Annotated in this window: 18 protein-coding genes and 1 tRNA gene; 11 read left to right on the forward strand and 8 right to left on the reverse strand. The window is 43.5% G+C overall.

Translation table 11 applies throughout. The features are described from left to right. Nucleotides 1–70: 70 nt before the first annotated feature. Nucleotides 71–952, reverse strand: coding sequence for a flagellar protein MotY (gene motY / locus R7E78_RS00560; RefSeq protein ID WP_005384887.1), 882 nt, complete (start codon nucleotides 950–952; stop codon nucleotides 71–73). A 341-nt stretch (nucleotides 953–1,293) separates the two neighbouring features. On the opposite strand from motY, the gene rnt reads away from it, so the two are divergent. Continuing rightward, nucleotides 1,294–1,938: a ribonuclease T gene (gene rnt / locus R7E78_RS00565; protein ID WP_005384888.1), complete on the forward strand. Its 645-nt coding sequence runs from the start codon at nucleotides 1,294–1,296 to the stop codon at nucleotides 1,936–1,938. A 28-nt stretch (nucleotides 1,939–1,966) separates the two neighbouring features. Continuing rightward, on the forward strand, nucleotides 1,967–3,292 hold the full coding sequence (locus R7E78_RS00570) for a Na+/H+ antiporter family protein (RefSeq protein WP_017821192.1): 1,326 nt from the start codon (nucleotides 1,967–1,969) through the stop codon (nucleotides 3,290–3,292). A gap of 77 nt (nucleotides 3,293–3,369) precedes the next feature. Here R7E78_RS00570 and R7E78_RS00575 read toward each other — a convergent pair whose 3' ends face one another. Next, nucleotides 3,370–3,999 (reverse strand): DsbA family protein, encoded by a 630-nt coding sequence (locus R7E78_RS00575; RefSeq protein ID WP_017635834.1) that lies wholly within the window; start codon nucleotides 3,997–3,999, stop codon nucleotides 3,370–3,372. A 74-nt stretch (nucleotides 4,000–4,073) separates the two neighbouring features. After that, nucleotides 4,074–4,409 (reverse strand): Grx4 family monothiol glutaredoxin, encoded by a 336-nt coding sequence (locus R7E78_RS00580; RefSeq protein WP_017635833.1) that lies wholly within the window; start codon nucleotides 4,407–4,409, stop codon nucleotides 4,074–4,076. 285 nt (nucleotides 4,410–4,694) lie between these two features. Between R7E78_RS00580 and sodB the strand changes: the two genes are divergently transcribed. The 3 genes from sodB (at nucleotide 4,695) to R7E78_RS00595 (ending at nucleotide 6,815) form a co-directional block, all read left to right on the forward strand. Then, nucleotides 4,695–5,279: a superoxide dismutase [Fe] gene (gene sodB / locus R7E78_RS00585; protein ID WP_005396533.1), complete on the forward strand. Its 585-nt coding sequence runs from the start codon at nucleotides 4,695–4,697 to the stop codon at nucleotides 5,277–5,279. A 154-nt stretch (nucleotides 5,280–5,433) separates the two neighbouring features. Beyond that, entirely contained in the window at nucleotides 5,434–5,937 is a 504-nt protein-coding gene (locus tag R7E78_RS00590) for a VC2046/SO_2500 family protein (protein WP_206959637.1), read from the forward strand. Between the two features lie 134 nt (nucleotides 5,938–6,071). Further along, nucleotides 6,072–6,815 carry an SDR family oxidoreductase gene (locus R7E78_RS00595; protein ID WP_005380732.1) on the forward strand — a complete coding sequence of 248 codons (744 nt, stop codon included), beginning with the start codon at nucleotides 6,072–6,074 and terminating at the stop codon, nucleotides 6,813–6,815. 143 nt (nucleotides 6,816–6,958) lie between these two features. Here the strand turns inward: R7E78_RS00595 and adhE are convergent, their stop codons facing one another. Then, entirely contained in the window at nucleotides 6,959–9,661 is a 2,703-nt protein-coding gene (gene adhE, locus R7E78_RS00600) for a bifunctional acetaldehyde-CoA/alcohol dehydrogenase (RefSeq protein WP_005380731.1), read from the reverse strand. 650 nt (nucleotides 9,662–10,311) lie between these two features. Between adhE and R7E78_RS00605 the strand changes: the two genes are divergently transcribed. Beyond that, a complete protein-coding gene (locus R7E78_RS00605; RefSeq protein WP_104975506.1) occupies nucleotides 10,312–10,950 on the forward strand; it encodes a YchE family NAAT transporter in 639 nt (212 codons plus the stop codon). Between the two features lie 35 nt (nucleotides 10,951–10,985). Further along, complete coding sequence (locus tag R7E78_RS00610; protein WP_005380728.1) at nucleotides 10,986–11,849, forward strand: ion transporter; 864 nt, start codon at nucleotides 10,986–10,988, stop codon at nucleotides 11,847–11,849. Nucleotides 11,850–11,906: 57 nt separating this feature from the next. On the opposite strand, the gene asd is transcribed toward R7E78_RS00610, so the two are convergent. Continuing rightward, on the reverse strand, nucleotides 11,907–13,022 hold the full coding sequence (gene asd, locus R7E78_RS00615) for an aspartate-semialdehyde dehydrogenase (protein WP_318057578.1): 1,116 nt from the start codon (nucleotides 13,020–13,022) through the stop codon (nucleotides 11,907–11,909). 431 nt (nucleotides 13,023–13,453) lie between these two features. On the opposite strand from asd, the gene nhaC reads away from it, so the two are divergent. After that, entirely contained in the window at nucleotides 13,454–14,887 is a 1,434-nt protein-coding gene (gene nhaC, locus R7E78_RS00620; RefSeq protein WP_005380726.1) for a Na+/H+ antiporter NhaC, read from the forward strand. A gap of 90 nt (nucleotides 14,888–14,977) precedes the next feature. Here nhaC and R7E78_RS00625 read toward each other — a convergent pair whose 3' ends face one another. The 3 genes from R7E78_RS00625 to yejK all read right to left on the reverse strand — a co-directional run bounded on the left by R7E78_RS00625 (nucleotide 14,978) and on the right by yejK (nucleotide 18,655). Then, nucleotides 14,978–16,141 (reverse strand): chemotaxis protein, encoded by a 1,164-nt coding sequence (locus R7E78_RS00625; RefSeq protein WP_158156751.1) that lies wholly within the window; start codon nucleotides 16,139–16,141, stop codon nucleotides 14,978–14,980. 104 nt (nucleotides 16,142–16,245) lie between these two features. Further along, nucleotides 16,246–17,574: an Hpt domain-containing protein gene (locus R7E78_RS00630; RefSeq protein ID WP_158156753.1), complete on the reverse strand. Its 1,329-nt coding sequence runs from the start codon at nucleotides 17,572–17,574 to the stop codon at nucleotides 16,246–16,248. Between the two features lie 82 nt (nucleotides 17,575–17,656). Continuing rightward, entirely contained in the window at nucleotides 17,657–18,655 is a 999-nt protein-coding gene (gene yejK / locus R7E78_RS00635) for a nucleoid-associated protein YejK (protein ID WP_206959633.1), read from the reverse strand. Between the two features lie 85 nt (nucleotides 18,656–18,740). On the opposite strand from yejK, the gene R7E78_RS00640 reads away from it, so the two are divergent. The 3 genes from R7E78_RS00640 (at nucleotide 18,741) to R7E78_RS00650 (ending at nucleotide 21,044) form a co-directional block, all read left to right on the forward strand. After that, nucleotides 18,741–18,968: a YejL family protein gene (locus R7E78_RS00640; RefSeq protein WP_005380722.1), complete on the forward strand. Its 228-nt coding sequence runs from the start codon at nucleotides 18,741–18,743 to the stop codon at nucleotides 18,966–18,968. A gap of 22 nt (nucleotides 18,969–18,990) precedes the next feature. Further along, nucleotides 18,991–20,799 carry a DUF3413 domain-containing protein gene (locus tag R7E78_RS00645; RefSeq protein WP_005380721.1) on the forward strand — a complete coding sequence of 603 codons (1,809 nt, stop codon included), beginning with the start codon at nucleotides 18,991–18,993 and terminating at the stop codon, nucleotides 20,797–20,799. A gap of 154 nt (nucleotides 20,800–20,953) precedes the next feature. After that, nucleotides 20,954–21,044 (forward strand) — tRNA-Ser (locus R7E78_RS00650). Nucleotides 21,045–21,222 lie beyond the last annotated feature (178 nt).

The raw sequence follows: 21,222 nt of genomic DNA on the forward strand, positions 1-21,222 counted from the left end.
CTAAAATATTATTAACAACGTCAGTAAATCAAAAACGCCGAAGCTTTCAGCTTCGGCGTTTTTATAAGCATCACACTTGGGTTCGCCCTAGAGATATCACGACTCGGCGGTTTTTGTCTTTTCCTATTGGCGAACCGTTATCTGCAATAGGACGACGCTTGCCGTACCCTTGCACTTGAATTCGATCTTCCGGTAGCCCTAGAGACTGAAAGTAATCACGAAGTGACTCTGCACGTCGCTCTGATAAACTTTGACTCGCACTTTTACCATCGGTTGAATCTGTGTACGTCGCCACCAGCACGAGATCGATATCTTGATTATGTCGGATATAATCTGCAATTTGTGATAAACGCTTTTTAGAAGCCTTGGTTAACTGATCACCTTGTCTTTCGTAGTGCAAAATCGTAAAAGCAATGTCCTCGAAACTGTATTTCAATAAGTTGGAAATACAGTCGCTAAACGCGTTGTACTTGTTTTGAAATAGTACTGATGACAATGCGACTTCAATTCTCTGATCTCGGCTCTGCCAATCTTGGTAGCTAAAAGTCGGATAACGGCCTTTTTCCAGCTCAGACAAAATGCCCCATGCTGTTTGCCCTCCGACATAACCATCAAACTGTTTAAAAAACTTTAGGTTTGTAATTCGATCGGCGTGTTCACCTGGTCGCCAAGGTGGCGGCATAGAAATGAGACTGACGTTACGTGTTTCTCCCATCGGGCGACGCATTTTTAACTCAAAGTCTAAATTGATTTTTTTATTCGCACGAGATGAAAATACCGCATCTCCAAAGCTTGGAATGGGGTGTACAAGCTGACATTCTAATGGTGTATTGACCACCATTTCCCATTGAGATTGCTGTGGAGTCGCAGCATAACGTTTGCCCATCAAAGCGAAGCTGCTTGTGCTAAACAACGAAAATACAACACCACTGGTAATCAGCCATTTCTTCATCTAATACTGTCTCTTAAACGGCAGTCTGTTGCCGTCAATTTGCATCAATAAAACCACTTCAACCGGCATGCAAAAATCTCGCCAATATAGGATTACCTGTCACACTGCCATTAATGTGAGCCACCGTGTTACAATCACCTTAACCGCCACTTAGCGTTTTACTTCCTCATGTTTTATCGGTTTACATGATGCAAAGTATGGCGAATAAACGTCTACATAATATGCAATACAAACTTATTGATTGGATGCAAAATAGAATTCCGGTTTTCTCTTAAATTGCGGTTTTTCTCATCGGTATAATCTGCAATAATGCAGCCTTCGTCACACAAAAATAAGCCAACATGACACTAGAAAATGAAGCTCTAACCTTGAAAAAACGCTTTCGTGGTTATTTCCCTGTGGTAGTAGACGTTGAGACCGCTGGTTTCAATGCTCAAACTGATGCACTTTTAGAAATCTGTGCCGTTACGTTGAAAATGGACGAACATGGCGTGTTGCATCCGGCCTCCACCATTCATTTTCATGTGGAACCATTTGAAGGCGCTAACTTAGAAAAAGAAGCGCTTGAATTCAATGGTATTCGTGACCCTTTCAGCCCTCTTCGTGGTGCTGTTTCTGAGCAAGAGGCGCTAAAGGAAATTTATAAGCTTATTCGCAAAGAACAAAAAGCCGCAGATTGCTCACGTGCAATTATGGTTGCTCATAACGCAGCATTCGACTTGGGTTTTGTAAATGCAGCAAATGAACGCTGTAAACTAAAAAGAGTCCCTTTTCATCCCTTTGCTACTTTTGATACGGCTACATTAAGTGGCCTTGCTTATGGCCAAACAGTTCTCGCTAAAGCATGCAAAACAGCCGGGATGGAATTTGATAACCGTGAAGCACACTCTGCGCTTTACGATACACAAAAAACAGCAGAATTATTCTGCGGTATTGTCAACAAATGGAAGGCCCTCGGCGGTTGGCCGCTTGTCGACGAAGAATAATAAGTAAACACAACATATTAGGAAAAGTATGAATCCTGTCGTTATATCAGTGTGCGTCATGCTCGTGTTAGCATTGATGCGCGTAAACGTGGTGGTTGCCCTCACGTTTAGTGCCATCGTAGGCGGCCTAGTCGCAGGCATGAGCCTTGGGGATACGGTTGCCGCATTTGAAAGTGGTCTAGGTGGCGGTGCAACTATTGCGCTAAGCTACGCCATGTTAGGTACTTTCGCTGTTGCCATCTCGAAATCAGGCATCACGGATCTACTGGCCAAAAGTGTTATCAAGCGCTTAAATGGTAAAGAAAACTCGGCGTCAACTACCGGGTTAAAGTACGCGGTGTTAGTCGCGCTCGTTCTTGTCACTATGTCATCTCAGAACGTAATTCCGGTCCATATCGCCTTTATTCCAATTTTGATTCCACCTCTTTTGGGCGTATTTGCGAAACTTAAGCTCGATCGACGTTTGGTCGCGTGTGTTCTTACCTTCGGTTTGATCACACCTTACATGATCTTGCCTGTTGGTTTCGGCGGTATTTTCTTAAACAACATTCTGTTAAAGAACCTACATGACAACGGTTTGGAGAATGTGGTTGCAAGCCAAGTCCCAACCGCCATGTTACTGCCTGGTGCAGGTATGCTGTTTGGTCTATTACTGGCTATCTTTGTTAGCTATCGTAAACCGCGTGTCTACAAAGAAACTGAGTTGACTGTCGTTGACGAAACCGATCATGTCATCAATAAAAAGCACATCTTGGTTGCGGCACTTGGTATTGTCGCTGCATTGGGTGTTCAGCTTTACACGGGTTCAATGATTATCGGTGCTCTAGCTGGCTTTATGGTGTTTACTTTCGGCGGCGTTATTGCATGGAAAGAGACGCACGACGTGTTCACTAAAGGTGTACACATGATGGCAATGATTGGCTTCATCATGATTGCAGCGGCAGGTTTTGCAGCAGTAATGAAGCAAACTGGCGGTGTTGAAACACTAGTACAATCGCTATCAACCAGCATCGGTGACAATAAGCCTTTAGCTGCACTACTGATGCTGATCGTTGGTCTGTTGGTAACAATGGGCATTGGTTCATCGTTCTCTACGATTCCAATTCTTGCAACTATCTATGTGCCTCTTGCGCTAGCATTTGGCTTCTCGCCGATGGCAACGATTGCACTGGTAGGTACTGCGGCGGCGTTAGGTGATGCAGGCTCTCCAGCTTCTGACTCTACATTAGGCCCTACATCTGGTCTAAATGCCGACGGTCAACATGAGCACATTTGGGAAACAGTCGTTCCAACCTTTATCCATTACAATATCCCTCTAATCATCTTTGGTTGGATTGCAGCAATGGTGCTTTAATACTATTGTTTGGATGGATATACATTAGTTACGAAAAAGCCGCTCAATGAGCGGCTTTTTGTTATTCATAACTGTGGTTATTGCGCTGGCATATTGTCAATAATACGCTCACGAATCAGCTTCAAGGTTGGTTCTGTCGACAGGTAATCGACGGCAATCGGAAAATAAGCGTCGTTAATTTTTAGAACCAAGCTAGGGTAAGAGTTCACACCTAGGCTCTTTGCAAGGCTCAATTGATCTTCGAACACACCTTCTAAGAAAGAGCCATCCATGTCATTCTTGAATTGCTGAACATTCAAGCCAATTTCTCTCGCTAATTGCAAGTGAGTGGCTTCTTCATGAGGAGGCATCGCACGTAAGTAATACGCATGCTGAATCGCTTCTAGCATCTGCTCATAAGAATCTTGAAAGCCCGCTGCAATAACCGCACGACAAGATTGGTAAGTGCTTCTTACTGGTGTACAAAGCTTCCAGAAATCGTAGTTAAACTTAGTGCCTAACTGGCGCTCAATCTGCTTCCAAATACCTTCGAGTTTTTGTTGCATCTCGGGCGGCATCGGTAAATTAGTATCTGGCGCAAGACCACCAACCACATACTCAAACTGAATCACACCTGGCAGTTGCTGTTTTAGTTTATCCAGCGTTGGTTTGTAACCCCAACACCAACTGCACATTGGGTCATGCACGTAGTAAAGCTTTATGTTCATTCCACTAACCTAAAAAGAAAAAGGAGCCAGTACGGCTCCTTCGTATTCTATCGCTAAACGTGAGTATTTACGAATTACTCAGCTTGATCTTCAGCGCGCGCTGCTGCTTCTTTGATTAGAGGCTGCAGTTCACCTTTTTGGAACATTTCTAGAATAATGTCACAACCGCCGATAAGCTCGCCTTCAACCCATAGTTGAGGGAAAGTTGGCCATTGCGCGTACTTTGGTAACTCAGCACGGATATCTGGGTTTTGCAGAATGTCTACGTAAGCGAACTTCTCACCACATGCCATTAGTGCCTGTGACGCTTGAGAAGAGAAACCACAGCTAGGTAGTTTCGGTGATCCTTTCATGTACAGCAGGATTGAGTTTTCAGAGATCTGCTGTTTGATTTTGTCGATAGTTTCCATCGCTTCCTCATTCATGGGTTTGAACTTTATTTATTTGCCACATTCTACTCAATAACGACAGAATAAAAACCATATAATTAATAAGGCTTAATTTTAGATTGCTCATTGGCGAGCAATGCAGCACTTCACCACTGCTAACCTCTTAAAATATTTTCATATCGGGGTTTTAATAAAGTAAAAACTTGCTAAAATACTTAGCAAGTCAGCCTTAAAGGCGACATAGCTATAAAAAAACACTGGAAGCAATCGAAAGGTCATCCTTTCAAATCAATGGAGAATCGAGTAATGGCATTTGAACTACCAGCTCTTCCTTACGCGAAAGACGCACTAGAACCACACATCTCAGCAGAGACTCTAGACTACCACCACGGTAAGCACCACAACACTTACGTTGTTAAGCTTAACGGTCTTATCCCTGGTACTGAGTTCGAAGGCAAAACTCTAGAAGAGATCATCAAGACTTCTACTGGTGGCGTATTCAACAACGCAGCGCAAATCTGGAACCACACGTTCTACTGGCACTGTCTTGCTCCAAATGCGGGCGGCGAGCCAACTGGCGCAGTTGCAGACGCTATCAACGCAGCATTCGGTTCTTTTGAAGAATTCAAAGCGAAGTTTACTGATTCAGCAATCAACAACTTCGGTTCTTCATGGACTTGGCTTGTTAAGAAAGCTGACGGTTCTCTAGAGATCGTTAACACTTCTAACGCTGCTACTCCTCTAACAGAAGAAGGTACAACACCACTTCTAACTGTTGACCTATGGGAACACGCGTACTACATCGATTACCGCAACGTACGTCCTGATTACATGAACGGCTTCTGGGCTCTAGTAAACTGGGACTTCGTAGCTGAGAACCTAGCGAAGTAATATACTTCCCCCTAAGTTCAATTTAGTCTTATTCAAAAGCTCGCTATTTAGCGGGCTTTTTTGTTTCGCCTTCCCTAGCACCTTTAAATAATTCCCTCTTTTACTAAAGTTCTTCTTATCCACGCCGTTAAAAGAGCATCGAGCGAGGAACATCATGCAAATTCATACGTTAGACCAAGCTGCAATTATCAACGAACTTCAGTTCGGTAATGGTATTAACCATGCCGTACACGAAGGTCGTCGTGCGGATTTCTCGCTGATTCTGTCTATGTTCTCTAATGATGTTCGCGATGTAGTCCCGGTTGAAGAGGTCCAGGAAGTCATCACCAGTGACAGTATTCTTCGCCAACAATTGGGTTTATCGCAACCTCAAGCTCTTCGTTCTGATAGCAGCAGCTATGAACTCGCAGCTGAACAAGCGAAACAGTTTCACGATGCAGGATTGCCTTCCGCAAAGCTGAGCCATTACCTAAAACCAGATGCGCTGACTTACCTGCCTGAAGACACATTCAACCTACCAGAGGAGGTTTATCACAACCTATCTGGTCATGAGCGACGCAGATTGGGCGAACGCAACAAACAACTGATCCCAGATGCTGGGCTATATAATCAGCTAGTGACGGCTCAACGTCAGCATCAAATTCAAGCTAAAGCATAGAGATCCGCTTTTTATCCAATAGCTTGCAATACCTACACGTCAGAAATGTGACATCTTACAAATTACCGCACAATAGTCCTCACTCGAAAGCGTTAGTTTGAAGCCTTTCACACTGAACCCAACGAATTTCAACCATGCTATTAGCACAAACCACTGGTGTATTGTTTTTCACATATGGATACAGTGAAGGTGCTATGGATATCAAAGAATCAATTATTCTCGTCACGTCTGCAGGTTCGGTTATAGGAAGAACCTGTGCAAATCACTTTGCTCACCTTGGAGCAACGTTGATTCTTTGTGACCAAAATTCTAGCGCTTTGAGAGCGAGCTATGAGCAAATCAGCGCTTTCACTGACAAAGTGTATGCGATGAATGTGTGTAGTGATAACACAACGTCCATTAACTTATTGTTTGACCAGATAGAATCACAGCTACGTGCGACACCAGATGTGATTGTTAATTGCTGGACCAGCTCTCCTATGCCTGGCTTAATGGCGCCAGAACCAATGAGTACTTACATTGATCACTTGTCGTCTGCGGCACGCTTCCTTTATACCTACGGCCAAGTAGGAGCAGAGCGCTTTCGAGCCAGAAACAAGAAAGGCGTCATTGTTAACGTCATTTCTCATGACAACCATGAAGACTTTACGGGAGTTGAAAGCATGGCGGCGTTGGTGTCAGGTTTTACTCACAGCTGGGCAAAAGAACTCACACCATTCAACATTCGAGTGGGCGGCGTTATTCCCTCGGTAAATCATACAAAAGAAGAGCTCAACGAGAGACACTGGGCTGAGATCCAAGACGAACTAGTCCGCAACACAGCATACATCGTCGCGAATGAATACTTCAGTGGCCGAGTAGTTGCGACCGAAGTGTAAGCATACACAGCAACTCTGTTTTCCCAAGCCAGATGTAACTCCTGCACCAAAATAAAAAAAGCCCCAGTCATTTGACTGGGGCTTTAACCTTTTCCCGATTAAGGTTCCGTGCTAGCGAAAACCTTGCTCACTCGATTTTTTAATTACGCGTCAGCTTTTTCTTTCTTTGCTTTAGGTGCTGCTTTTGCTGCTTCTTGGTCTGCTTTCTTCTTGATAACAGTTGTACCTTCGAAAGTTTCGCCTTCAACAAATGCTTTACCGTAGTAAGAAGCCATCAACACATCTTTAAGTTCGCTGATTAGAGGGTAACGTGGGTTCGCACCAGTACATTGGTCATCGAACGCTTCTACCGCTAGCTCATCCAGTTTCGCTACGAAATCTGATTCAGCAACACCTGCCGCTTGGATAGACATTGGGATGTCTAGGTTAACTTTTAGTTCATCCAACCATGCTAGTAGACGTTCAATCTTCTGAGCAGTACGGTCACCTTCTTGGCTTAGGCCTAGGTGGTCAGCAACTTCAGCGTAACGACGACGTGCTTGTGGACGGTCGTATTGAGAGAACGCAGTTTGTTTAGTTGGATTGTCGTTCGCGTTGTAACGTACCACGTTAGAGATAAGTAGTGCGTTAGCTAGGCCGTGTGGCAAGTGGAACTCAGCACCCAGTTTGTGAGCCATTGAGTGACAAACACCTAGGAATGCGTTCGCAAATGCAACACCAGCGATAGTAGCTGCGTTGTGTACTTTCTCACGAGCGATTGGGTCATTTGCACCGTTCGCATAGCTTGATGGTAGGTACTCTTTTAGCATCTTAAGTGCTTGAAGAGCTTGGCCATCTGAGTATTCGTTAGCAAGAACTGATACGTAAGCTTCTAGAGCGTGAGTTACTGCATCGTAACCACCAAATGCTGTCAGAGACTTAGGCATGTTCATTACTAGGTTCGCATCAACGATTGCCATGTTTGGCGTGATTTCGTAGTCAGCTAGTGGGTATTTCGCACCAGTCTTGTCGTCAGTAACAACCGCGAATGGAGTAACTTCTGAGCCAGTACCTGAAGTTGTAGTGATACATACAAGCTCAGCTTTTTTACCCATTTTAGGGAACTTGTAGATACGTTTACGGATGTCCATAAAGCGCATTGCTAGTTCTTCAAAGTGAGTTTCTGGGTGTTCGTACATTACCCACATGATTTTCGCTGCATCCATTGGTGAACCACCGCCTAGCGCTAGGATAACGTCAGGTTGGTAGCTAGCCATTTGAGCCGCACCTTTTTCTACTACAGACAGTGTTGGGTCAGCTTCAACATCGAAGAATGTTTGAACTTCCATGCCTTGAGCTTTTAGTAGGCTTACTACGTCATCTGCGTAACCGTTGTTGAATAGGAAACGGTCAGTTACTAGGAATGCACGTTTCTTACCTTCTAGGTCGCCCAGCGCGATTGGAAGGCTACCACGACGGAAGTAGATTGACTTAGGTAGTTTATGCCACAACATGTTTTCAGCTCGCTTCGCTACAGTTTTCTTGTTGATTAGGTGTTTAGGACCTACGTTCTCAGAGATAGAGTTACCACCCCAAGAACCACAACCTAGCGTTAGAGATGGCGCAACGTTGAAGTTGTACAAGTCACCGATACCACCGTGAGTAGTCGGGATGTTGATTAGGATACGAGCTGTCTTCATCTTGTCACCGAAGTAACGGATACGATCAGCGTTAGTATCTTGGTTAGTGTAAAGACCAGATGTGTGGCCGATACCACCAATCTCAACCATAGTTACCGCTTGAGCAACCGCGTCTTCGAAGTTGTCAGCACGGAATAGACCTAGAGTTGGAGATAGTTTCTCGTGAGCGAATGCGTCATCGTGAGATACTTTACCCAGACCTTCACCAACAAGAACTTTAGTGTCTGCTGGAACTTTAACGCCTGCCATTTCAGCGATTGCTGCTGCTGGCTGACCTACGATTTTCGCGTTTAGCGCGCCATCGATAAGAAGAACTTTACGAACTTTATCAGCTTCTGCTTTGCTTAGGACATACGCTTTGTGAGAAGCAAAACGCTCTTTCACTTCGTCGTATACTTCGTCAACTACGATTGCAGCCTGCTCAGAAGCACATACTACACCGTTGTCGAAAGTCTTAGACATAAGGATAGAAGCAACAGCACGTTTGATGTCTGCTGTTTCATCGATAACAACAGGAACGTTACCTGCACCTACACCGATTGCTGGCTTACCAGAAGAGTAAGCGGCTTTAACCATGCCTGGACCACCAGTTGCAAGGATAAGAGCGATGTCATCGTGTTTCATTAGAGCGTTTGAAAGCTCAACAGAAGGCTGGTCGATCCAACCGATGATGTCTTTTGGTGCGCCTGCTGCTACTGCTGCATCTAGAACGAGTTTAGCTGCATCGTTAGTTGAGTTTTTCGCACGTGGGTGTGGTGAGAAGATGATACCGTTACGAGTCTTCAAAGAGATTAGAGATTTGAAGATCGCTGTAGAAGTTGGGTTAGTCGTTGGTACGATACCGCAGATGATGCCTACAGGCTCAGCGATAGTCATAGTACCTAGGTTGTCATCCTCTTCTAAGATGCCACACGTTTGTTCGTCTTTGTATTTGTTGTAGATAAACTCAGAAGCAAAGTGGTTCTTGATTACTTTATCTTCAACAATACCCATACCAGATTCTTCTACCGCTTGTTGAGCTAGCGGGATACGGGCCTGGTTAGCTGCAAGCGATGCTGCACGAAAGATTTTATCTACTTGCTCTTGAGAGTAAGTAGCGAACTCTTCTTGCGCTTTCTTAACGCGAGCAACCATTGCATCTAGTTCAGCCATATTAGTTACAGGCATAGGGAATCTCCTAAAATTAACAAATATTAAAAACTTTTTACTAAGGCTATTACTTATCGTTTTTACTGTTTATCAGTCACTTAGAAAACAAACGTCTTAGTAAATTGCTTTCAGGACTGAGTATAATATTTCAGAGTGTGAAAAAAATTGACTTGGATCAGTTCTCACCACCTAAATACTACCAAAGTGGTGCCTCATCACACCAAAATGACATAAATCACTGATAAACAAATAAATTAACTCTCATTTTTTATTGAGTAAAAAAGAAGCAAATGGACAAATAAATAAAAGAAACTACAACAACCTGTAAAAAAGTTTCATTTTTGACCAACAAAATTACATGTAGGCCCAATTCTTTGTGCTACTGAGAGTATATCGAACCGAATACATCTCTCTACAAACCACCTTGGTTTTTATCAAAAATGTGCGAATGTTAACGTTTATGTAAAACAGTGCGATTTATCAGCAACTTTATACGTAACATTTCCTTTCCAGATTAGATACAGTTTATTAAAGAATTAGTTTTTCTCACTTAAATGGCAGGGAATGCGTTAGTTTTTTTCATTTCTTACAACCTAACTTTTGCCTTACATTACGCCCAAATTACCCCTTCTCCTTTTCACTAATGTGAACTTTGATGAGTACGCAACATGCAAACTTTTGAACTTGCTATCTTCTTGCAGTTTTTTCTCGGTTTGGTCGCCGCAGTAAACCCTGTTGGTATCATGCCTGTGTTTGTGTCACTAACCGGGCATATGACACCAGACGAAAAGCGCAATACGGCAACAACAGCAAATGTGGCTGTTGCGGTCATCCTGATCATTTCGCTTTTTGCTGGTCAGTTACTGTTAGACATGTTCAGTATTTCTCTGGATTCGTTTCGTGTCGCTGGCGGGTTGCTATTACTTAGCATCGCATTCTCGATGATGAGCGGTAAACTGGGGGAAGATAAGCAGAACAAACAAGAGAAAACGGAATACGTCAGTCGTGAACAGATTGGTGTGGTCCCTCTTGCAATGCCTTTAATGGCAGGTCCTGGTGCAATCAGTTCGACTATTGTTTATGGTGCACGCTACCCAAGCATGTTCGATACCGTGGGCATTAGTATTACGATTGGTTTGTTCTGCCTTTGTTCATGGCTATTATTCCGTTCTGCCCCATTGATCGTACGATTTTTAGGTCAAACTGGAATCAACGTCATTACTCGTATCATGGGTTTGATATTGGGCGCGCTTGGCATAGAGTTCATTGCGAATGGCTTACGCAACTTATTTCCAGGATTAGCCTGAGTTTCTATAAAATTGTATGATAGAGCGATTCAACAATGGATCGCTTTGTCATGACGACTGACTCTCTTAAACATACTCTATATGTCACCATTTTTGGTACTCATACCAAAGCTGGTAAAACGTTCGATATTGCTCTCATTATCGCGATCATCAGTTCGTTAATCGTACTGGTGTTAGATTCGATACCCTCCGTTCGGGCCGAGTGGGAAAAAGAGCTGAAGTTTATTGAATACACATTTACTGGCCTATTCACGATTGAATACCTTCTAAGGCTTTATTGCTCTCCTAAACCTGCCGCCTACGCAAAGAGTTTTTATGGTGTCGTCGATTTACTTGCGATTTTGCCCACCTATTTAGCACTCTTCTTCCCATCCGCTTCGTTTATGGGTGTGATCAGGGCGCTGCGAGTGATGCGAATATTCCGCATACTCAAGTTAGTCCGATACCTCCAAGAGTCCAATATCCTCTTACGTTCACTGCTTATGGCGCGCAGAAAGATTTTTATCTTCTTTAGTTCCGTCGCCATTATGGTAACGATTTTCGGCTCATTGATTTTTATCATTGAAGGACCTGAAAACGGATTTACTAGCATTCCTAAAAGTATTTATTGGGCGATCGTGACCATCACAACGGTTGGTTATGGTGACTTGGTCCCTCAAACAGACCTAGGTAAAGGGCTTGCATCACTCACCATGTTACTGGGTTATTCCATTTTGGCGGTACCTACAGGTATTTTCACTGCCGAACTGCACCAAGAGATGCAATCGCACAAAGTATTGGTGAAATGCCCAAACTGCTCCCACGCAGGGCACGACTCTGACGCAATTTACTGTAAACATTGTGGTAGTGAACTGGCCGATCCAGACAAAAGAGTCGTTCGAACGGAAGACGACGCATGAAAAAAGAGCTCCCTAAGGAGCTCTTTTATTTTGTCATCAAATAAAGGATTGATGTGATTATGCTTTCTCAGACAAAATAAATCGCAGAGTACGACGCAATGGCTCCGCAGCACCCCAAAGCAGTTGGTCACCAACAGTGAAAGCATTTAGGAAATCATCACCCATTGCCATCTTACGTAGACGACCCACTGGTACAGACATTGTGCCCGTAACTTTTGCCGGCGTTAGCTCTTGAGCAGTGATGTCACGGTCGTTAGGAATCACTTTCACCCAATCGTTATGAGTGGCGATGATTTCTTCGATTTCGTCCATTGGTACATTTTGTTTAAGCTTGATAGTAAGTGCTTGAGAGTGACAACGCATCGCGCCAATACGCACACAAGTACCGTCAATTGGAACAGGTGAACTTTGAGAACCCAAAATTTTATTCGCCTCAGCGCCCGCTTTCCACTCTTCTTTACTCTGACCATTATCGCGCTTCACATCGATCCATGGGATCAACGAACCAGCTAGTGGCACACCGAATTTATCTGTAGGGAAAGAGCCGCTGCGCATTGTATCCGCAACTTTCTTATCAATATCTAGGATAGAGCTTGATGGGTTTGCAAGTTCAGAGCTCACAGAGTCATTGATAACGCCCATTTGCGAGATCAACTCACGCATATTTTGCGCACCAGCACCAGATGCGGCTTGATAAGTCATTGCGCTTGTCCACTCAACAAGGCCTTTCTCAAATAGACCACCTAGCCCCATTAGCATTAAACTAACCGTACAGTTACCACCGACAAATGTGTTCGTGCCACCGTGGATGCCTTGTTGGATTTGCTTTAAGTTCACTGGATCAAGTGTGATGATCGAATCTTCAGCCATACGTAGCGTAGAGGCCGCGTCAATCCAGTAGCCTTTCCAACCAGCCTGACGAAGTGCAGGGAAAACTTTTTCTGTGTAGCTACCACCTTGACAGGTGATTACCGCATCAAGCTGTTTTAAGCTTTCAATATCATACGCGTCTTGCAGTAAGCCTGCGTCTTTTCCTAAGTTAGGAGCAGGAATACCAACTTGAGAAGTACTGTAGAATACTGGTTCGATTAGGTCGAAGTCTTTCTCTTCAACCATACGCTGCATAAGGACTGAACCAACCATACCGCGCCAACCAACTAAACCAACTCTCATCGTATTAACTCTCCATGTATTAAAAAACCTACCCCATAGTTAATTTTTCACAGCAAAATCTCAACCCCTATTTTGTAAATAAGCGCGTTTTTTAACCTTTTCCTCTGAAAAACCGGGTTACACGAGATTTTTTAGTGTTTGGTTTGCGGTTTTAACCATTTTTCAAGTAGGGAAAGCACTTTAGTCCCCTAATTGGTCTTACCACTCAATGAGAAAATAACACATGAAGCACAATAATTTCACATTACACAACATTTAAAACCAAAAAAGTTAAAACAAACTAACAGTTAATTTCACAAGCAAACGTTTTTACCGACGAACATCAAGATAAAACACCAAATGTTCGAAATATAATTTTTGTTAATGTATGTTATGCGCGATTACAACAAGGAGCGCCTTCCTCTATTGCTCCAAGATTGACAGAGGCACATATGAAGCAAGTTACACCACGCCTACCAAGCTTGATACAGGTATTTATCTCGCTCGGTTTATTTCTCCTGCTGGCATTTTCGTTCACAGCCAAGCTAGACCTACCGATTCAGCTAGCGCTATACATCGGTTGGTTCATTGTCATGATATTGGGCATAAAGCTTGGCCATCAGTATAAAGATCTGGAAAAAGCAGCACTAAATGGCATTTCCAATGGACTTGGAGCCGTTTTAATCCTTTTGGCCGTTGGCGCGCTTGTAGGTACTTGGATCTCTGGTGGTATTGTTCCAACCATTATTTACTACGGCCTTAAAGCAATCCACCCTTCCATCTTTTTGCTCGCGACCATGATCATCTGTTCATTGACTGCGCTAGCGACTGGCACATCTTGGGGTGCGGCTGGCACGGCAGGTATTGCAATGATGGGTATCGGTCAAGGTCTTGGTGTTCCTGCGCCAATCACTGCAGGTGCCGTACTTTCAGGCTGTTACTTTGGTGACAAAATGTCGCCTCTATCGGATTCAGTAATCCTTGCTTCATCTATGTCTAACGTTGAAGTGATGGAACATATTAAAGGCATGTTGCCGATAGCACTCATTAGCTACATTATTACAGGCATTATGTTTACTGCATTTGGCTTCCACTACGCAGGTCAAGTTGACATGAGCCAGGTAGACTCTGTCATTAAAGCGATGGAACAGCAGTTCTACATCACCCCTTACTCATTTGTTCCTGTGATCATCGTATTGTCACTTCTAGCGATGCGTATGCCTTCATTCCCAGTGATCAGTTTTGGTTCTCTGCTAGGTATTATTTGGGCAGTGATGATCCAAGATGTCGATTTCCTAACTGCGTTCAACACGGCTTGGGCTCCGTTTGCAATCTCATCTGGCGTAGATTTCATTGACTCAATCCTTAACCGTGGCGGCATGTCTTCAATGCTTGGGTCGGTAGCGGTTATCGTATTCGGCCTTGGTTTTGGCGGTCTACTAGATAAAGTAGGCGTGCTAGAGACTATCGCGAAGCTGTTTGAAAAACGCGTTCAAAGTGCAGGTTCATTGGCAACAAGCACAATTGGTACGGCCTTTATGGGCAACGTATTTGGTTCAGCGATGTACGTTTCACTTATTCTGACCCCAAAAATCTGTGCGAAGAACTATGACCGTCTAGGCTACAAACGTAAGAATTTGTCTCGTAACGCAGAATTTGGCGGCACGCTAACCTCAGGTATGGTCCCTTGGAGTGACAACGGTATCTACATGGCCAGTATTTTGGGTGTTGCTACACTGTCTTATGCCCCGTTCATGTGGCTGAGTTTTGTATGTATCATCGTAACGATCTTCACTTCTTACATGGGTTGGTTTGTTGATAAGTGCGAACCAACAGCAGAAGCAGTTGAAGAAGCTGAAGGCGAATTAAAGCAGCAAACCGCTTAACTTCGCAGAGATAGGAAGAACCTCCCTTCCGAATTCAATACTAAAAAAGAGCGCTTTAAAGCGCTCTTTTTTTATTTCCAAAACAAATCGTTAGCTTTGTTTGACTGGCGCTTTCACGGCTGCACGCTTCCCAAACCAATAGCCCAATCCAAGCGGTGCAAAGAATATAACGGCAATGAACAGAATAAAGTAGATGATGGTACTTTTGACAAGTTCAATCAGCTTAGTCATGGCGAGATTCACAACCTCTTGCGACACTCGATCCATATCTTGAGCAAACTTCTCGCGCTCATGGGTAATGATCTGTGCGATTTCTTGGCGCTCTCTGGCAACCATCAGCTCTATAGCTTGGCGTTCTTCACCCAACTGAGATAAACGCGCCTCCGTCCTTTGATCGATATCGTCAACCAAAGGTTGTAACTCCAGCGCCATTTGTTCTGCCAAATAACGCATGTACTCTGGGTTGTTATCGATAAAATCCCTCATCGAATCAGCGGTAACTTGCAAACTATTGAGCGCCGCATTGACTTTTTCGATACTGGCAGAGCTATTCAAGGCCAACAACTGCGCTTTCCACGTCATAATTTTTGGTGTCTGCTCTGATACCAGACTTAGACGATCAGAGACATCCCCGAGTGCTTCTGGCATCGTGCCTAGCGTTGTAACGGCTTCCTCTTCGCTAATTTGGTTTGCATCTAACCACCTACGGTAAGCCGGAGTCCTAATCATGCTTAGATCAGCGAATGGATGCTGCTTGGCGAACTCTGCAACAAACGTTTTTGTCTTGATGTATGCTTCTTTCTTCAATAAAGATTGAGCCAGTTTATCTACCTCTTTCGCTAAATAAACGGAAACTAACTTAGCCTCATCAGACGCAAAGAGCTCATTACCAGAAGCGGTAGTAAAGAACTGTTCCATTTGTAGCGTGAAAGTCCATGTATCAATCAGTGCAGCCATTGGGGACACTTGGTATGCAGAAGCTTGGATGCCTTCTTCAGCATTTATCTTCCAAAGTAAAATATAAGATTGATGAACTTTATCATGAGGCTCATATTGTTCGTGTAGTGCGTCTGCTGCTTGCTCAACCTGAGCAAAAAACTGCTGCGCATACTCACGAGTCAAAAGACGCATATTGAGCTCTTGTTTGGTAAGGGGGACGGTTTGACTCTCGATCTTGACTTCGAGCAGGGAGCACCCTGAAAGCATCATAACCAGCCCTATCAACATCATTGAAGACATTCGGCGAACGGACATGAAAACACCTTTAACAAATTGTATAGAACAGGAATAAAGCGAACTAAGTCATATAGTTCGAGCCTTTATTACCTCAACTTTTATGACATTAAGTCAGAGCAATATCAATCTGTTAGCGCTTCTGTTATCTTTTCACTATTGAGAACATTATTAGCAAAAAGTATGGTTTGTTTTAGGACATCATCTAAACATGCCAACTTCTCTTCCGGCACTTTTTGCCCTTGTTTAATCAACAGTTCAATATCACCCGAAATACAGTGCAATGGCATTGCACCTAAACTCCCTGAGACCCCTTTAAGACTGTGTGCGGCTCTTTGCGCTTGCTCTTTATCCTCTTCTAACAGCTGATACATTTTAGTGCCATCGCCAGAGTGATCCTGAATAAAGACCTCCAGTAACATCCGCACAGCGCCCTCGTCACCAGATAGAGAATCTAACATTTTATTGATATCTATGTACGGCTCACGTTCCACTACTTCCACTTGTGATGAATTCACCTCATTACAACTTTCTTCGTTCATTTGGACGTTTTGAAAATTTTCTGACTGAGCTGAGGGAACAGCGTTAGCTCCATTTTCATCATCGCCAACTTGCTCTGACTTTTTATCATCGGTTCTGGGTAGTGGTATCGGTTGAATCGTTTTTGGGGAGAAGGCTCCCCATGAAATGAGGAAAAGGAGCAAACCACTGATTACAGACAACCAAACAATAAAAGTCATTAGCTTCTGTTCCAACTGATCATTTATCGAAGTTAACTGGTTCGGGAAATCTGGATTAAGCAGGTGATTGGATAAATAACTGCCCTGTGCCTGAGCAGATAGTGCGCTTGAGGTTTGAGCAAGCTGGCGCTGAAGAGCACTTCGCTCTTCGGGAGAGAGCGTCTCTGATTCAATAAAAAGTCGGTCTAAGTCACGGTAAGTATCGCTATTCGTTGCAGAGTCACTAAAGACAGACTCAAAAACAAGCGCACCTAAGCGATAGTACATTGCCTGAATTTGCTCAGAGTTTTCTGTTCGAGCACGGCTGCTTCGTAACTGTTCTGCTAACGAAACCAATTCACTGTCACTTCTTACAAAAGCTCGAGCACTTTCTAAAAATCGGTCGGTCGTATAAAGTAATTGAGTGATGTCTGGTGTGATTTTCCCTTCAGAAAACTCACTTTCAAGCTGTAAGCGAACTGCATAAGCCAACTGAAGTTTCAGTGAAATTTGGTCGACGTGTTTAACACGGTAAGGCAGATCGAAGTTAAAAAAGTGCCTGACTTCTTCAACTTTACTTCCTAACTCATTTACAGTCGAAATCGTTTGAATCGTTTGTTTGGCTTGCAGCCAAATGCCAAGTGCTAAAACACACCACAAAACGAACCAGAACCAAACAAACCGCCGTATTCCTTCTTTTGGCTTCAGCAACACTTGCCCCTCGCATATCTCCATTAATTACAAGCATATACTATGGATGTTTCTTATTCACATAAAAAAAGAGAGCCGTTTGCTCTCTTTATTTAACGATATGATTTTAATTGCGACTTAACTGATCTTTTAGATTTGGAGGCGTCCCTTTAATCGTTAAGGTATCCGTCTCTGGATCATAAAAAATACGCTCGCCAAGTAAGAGACTATCGAAGCTAATATTCAAACCACCACCAGCTCCAACAAATTTAGTCAGTTTGCGAACCGTCGCACGATCACCTGGGAAAGACTCTTCAAGTTCGTACCCTTGCTCTTTGGTGAAATCCATAAAGCTCGTGCCATCTTGGCTTTGAGGAAGCTCTCCGGAAAGTTCTGAGATTTGAACTTCATCACCGGATTTAATTTGCTCATTGCAGTAGTCGTAAACTTGTTTCTTGTACTCGTTCACTTCTTGCTTTTCTAGCTTCGAGTCAGCACAAAAATCATCCACCGCCTGCATCAACACTAAGTTTTGTTGTTTAGTATCTAAGCCAATATCCGCTTGCAGAAAATCTAGGAAGAAGTCCGCCACTTTACGGCCAACGCGTCCTTTAATGTATTGCAGATAACGATTGGATTCCTTGTCGGTCTCGTAGCTCGACAGGTCGATGCGTGCGGCAATATCCATTTTGGTGATATCTAAGTAATCTGTCGCACTGATGTCCAAACCTTCGGTCACTTTTAAACTTTGATTCATTGGTAAGATACCGATGAACAAGTAGTCCGTTGCTAAACTCTGATACTCAGCGAAAACCAAGATACCTTCATCCGCAAATGGGTACTTAATCAACTCTTCTTTCAAGCGATTTGCACTAATTTGTGAGAAGTCGTAAAAATCTCGCTCTCCTTTGCGCATTTCTTGAAGCCAAAATTGAAATTCGCTGTCTGACTGGAAAGCGCCAAAACCTTTACCAGCTTTAGAATGGAATACTCGGTGAAGCTCCGCGACTAAGTTTTCTGTAGATGCATCGTTCTCTAATGATGCTAGACGAAAGTTTACAACCAGCTCGTCCTGATCGTTTTTGCACAGTTGATGCAGAATAACGTTTGAAAGATGAAGACTCATAGTGATTTTATCTTGCTACAAGGTTTTAGTTGATGGGCATTGTAGGTTATCATAAGCCGCTTTTACTATCATTATTAGAGTCTTTATGCCGATTACATCTAAATATACTGACGAGCAAGTAGAAAAAATTCTTGCTGAAGTAGCAACAGTTCTTGAAAAACACGCTGCTTCTCCTGAGTTGACGCTAATGATTGCCGGAAATATCGCAACCAATGTCTTAAATCAACGTGTTGCTGCTTCACAACGCAAAGCGATTGCTGAAAAATTTGCTCAGGCGCTGATGTCTTCTTTAGAAACACCAAAAACACACTAATCACGGACAATAGAACACATACATGGTAGACAGCGGAAACTCATACGGCGAACGTGTATCTCGACTAGTTGGTTGGGGTCACTGGTTTGCATTCTTCAATATCGTTGCATCGATGTTGATAGGCACACGCTACATTGTTCAGTCTCCTTGGCCCGAGACGTTACTTGGTCAGTTTTATCTGGCGGTTTCTTGGGTTGGTCACTTTGGCTTTCTAGTTTTCGCACTTTACTTGCTTGTTCTATTCCCGTTGACGTTTATCCTGCCATCGCGGAAATTGTTCCGTTTGGTGGCAGTGATTTTCGCAACCGTTGGGCAAACCATATTATTAATTGATACCCAAGCGTATCAGTCGATCAATTTGCACTTAACTCCCGTTGTCTGGGAGTTACTATTCAGCGAAGACAAAAGTGCACTCAGCACTGACCTACAACATTTATTTGTTGTGATGCCGCTGATCTTCCTTATTCAACTCGCACTATCCGAATGGGTATGGCGAAAACAGCGCAAACTATCTCATAAGCACGTAGGACGCCCTCTCGCGGCCGTCTTTTTCCTCAGCTTTATGACCAGCCATTTGGTTTACATTTGGGCAGATGCGTATTTTTACAACCCAATTACTAGCCAGCGTTCAAACTTCCCGTTGTCTTACCCGATGACAGCGAAGAGTTTTATGGAAAAACATGGTCTACTTGACCGTGAGGAATACCTAAAACGTTTAGCAGAAAACGAAGGCAACGTAGAGTTAGTCAACTACCCTCTTGAAAAGCTTGAGTTTAACCGCCGAGTTAATAAGCTCAATGTGTTGATGATCAGCATAAACAATTTACGAGCGGATGCGCTGAACCAAGAAGAGATGCCTAACCTCTATGAGTTTGCTGAAAACAATCAGAACTTCCGTAATCATTACAGCTCAAGTAATGATACATACGGGGCCTTTGGTTTGTTCTATGGCTTACCGACCAGTTATGCATCAAGCATCAAGGCGCAAGGTGCTTCCCCAGTATTGCTCGATGTACTGAAAGATCAGGGCTACAACTTTGGTTTATTCAGTGGCAGTGGGTTTGAAGATGATCTCTACTCAGAAATTATTTTCCGCGACTTGAACTTAGCGGAAGACCTAGATGGCACGCAAGCTCATACCGATAAACAATCTATCGCAAACTGGAATACATGGTTAGCAGAGAAAGCAAGTCAGCCATGGTTTAGTTACATCGAAGTCACCACCGTTGATAATTTTGAATCGATTCCTTCAAATAATGACGAAGAAATGCCCGCAAGTGAGCGATTCAAAAAAGCTTATGAATATGCAGTGAAGTCGGCGGATAGAACTATCGCCGGTATTATTGATGAACTAGAAACGACGGGACAACTGACAAACACCATCGTAATCATCACTTCTAATCACGGTAGTGAATTTAACGAAACCAATACGAACAGCTGGGGAGCAAACAGCAACTACAGCCGTTATCAATTACAAGTTCCGATGGTGATCCATTGGCCTGGAATGCTGGCTGGCGAATTTAATCACAGCACAAGTCACTTGGACCTCTCAGTTACACTGTTGCAAGATATGCTCGGCGTATCTTCCAACCCATATGATTACAGTAGTGGTCGCAACCTATTCGATGAAAGTCGTCGTCGCTGGATCTTGGCGGGCGATACTCGCGAGCTTGCCTTAATTACTAGCTCACAAACCACAGTGATCGATAAGTTTGGCAACTACAAGCTGTATGACAAAAACTACAAACGACTTAGAGATGATGCACCGAAGTTGCCAGTTTTGATGCAAGGTTTAACTGAGTTACAGCGTTTTTATTCTAAAAACGATTAATACCTAGCAATCCATATACTATTCAAACTCCCCTTTTTGGGGAGTTTTTGTTTATTTAAACAACACAAACCACAAATTTGCGCAGTAAACATCCAATCAGTTCAACTAGGGGTTTACAACATTTTCAAAGCCTTATATTATGCGCCTCAACAACGGAGAGATGGCTGAGTGGTTGAAAGCACCGGTCTTGAAAACCGGCATACGTTAATAGCGTATCTAGGGTTCAAATCCCTATCTCTCCGCCACTTTTAGAAAAAGCCCGCTAAGAAATTAGCGGGCTTTTTCGCATCTCCAGACTTAAAAGATTTGTACAAATCACTTATCACTTCTTGAACGCAACTAAGCACTCCGCCACACTCCGAAAGAACCCACAAAAAATTAATGCCCTTTCCTTTCGTTCCAGTGTTGAATCAATTTGATATT

This window comes from Vibrio sp. YT-19(2023) (assembly GCF_033337395.1).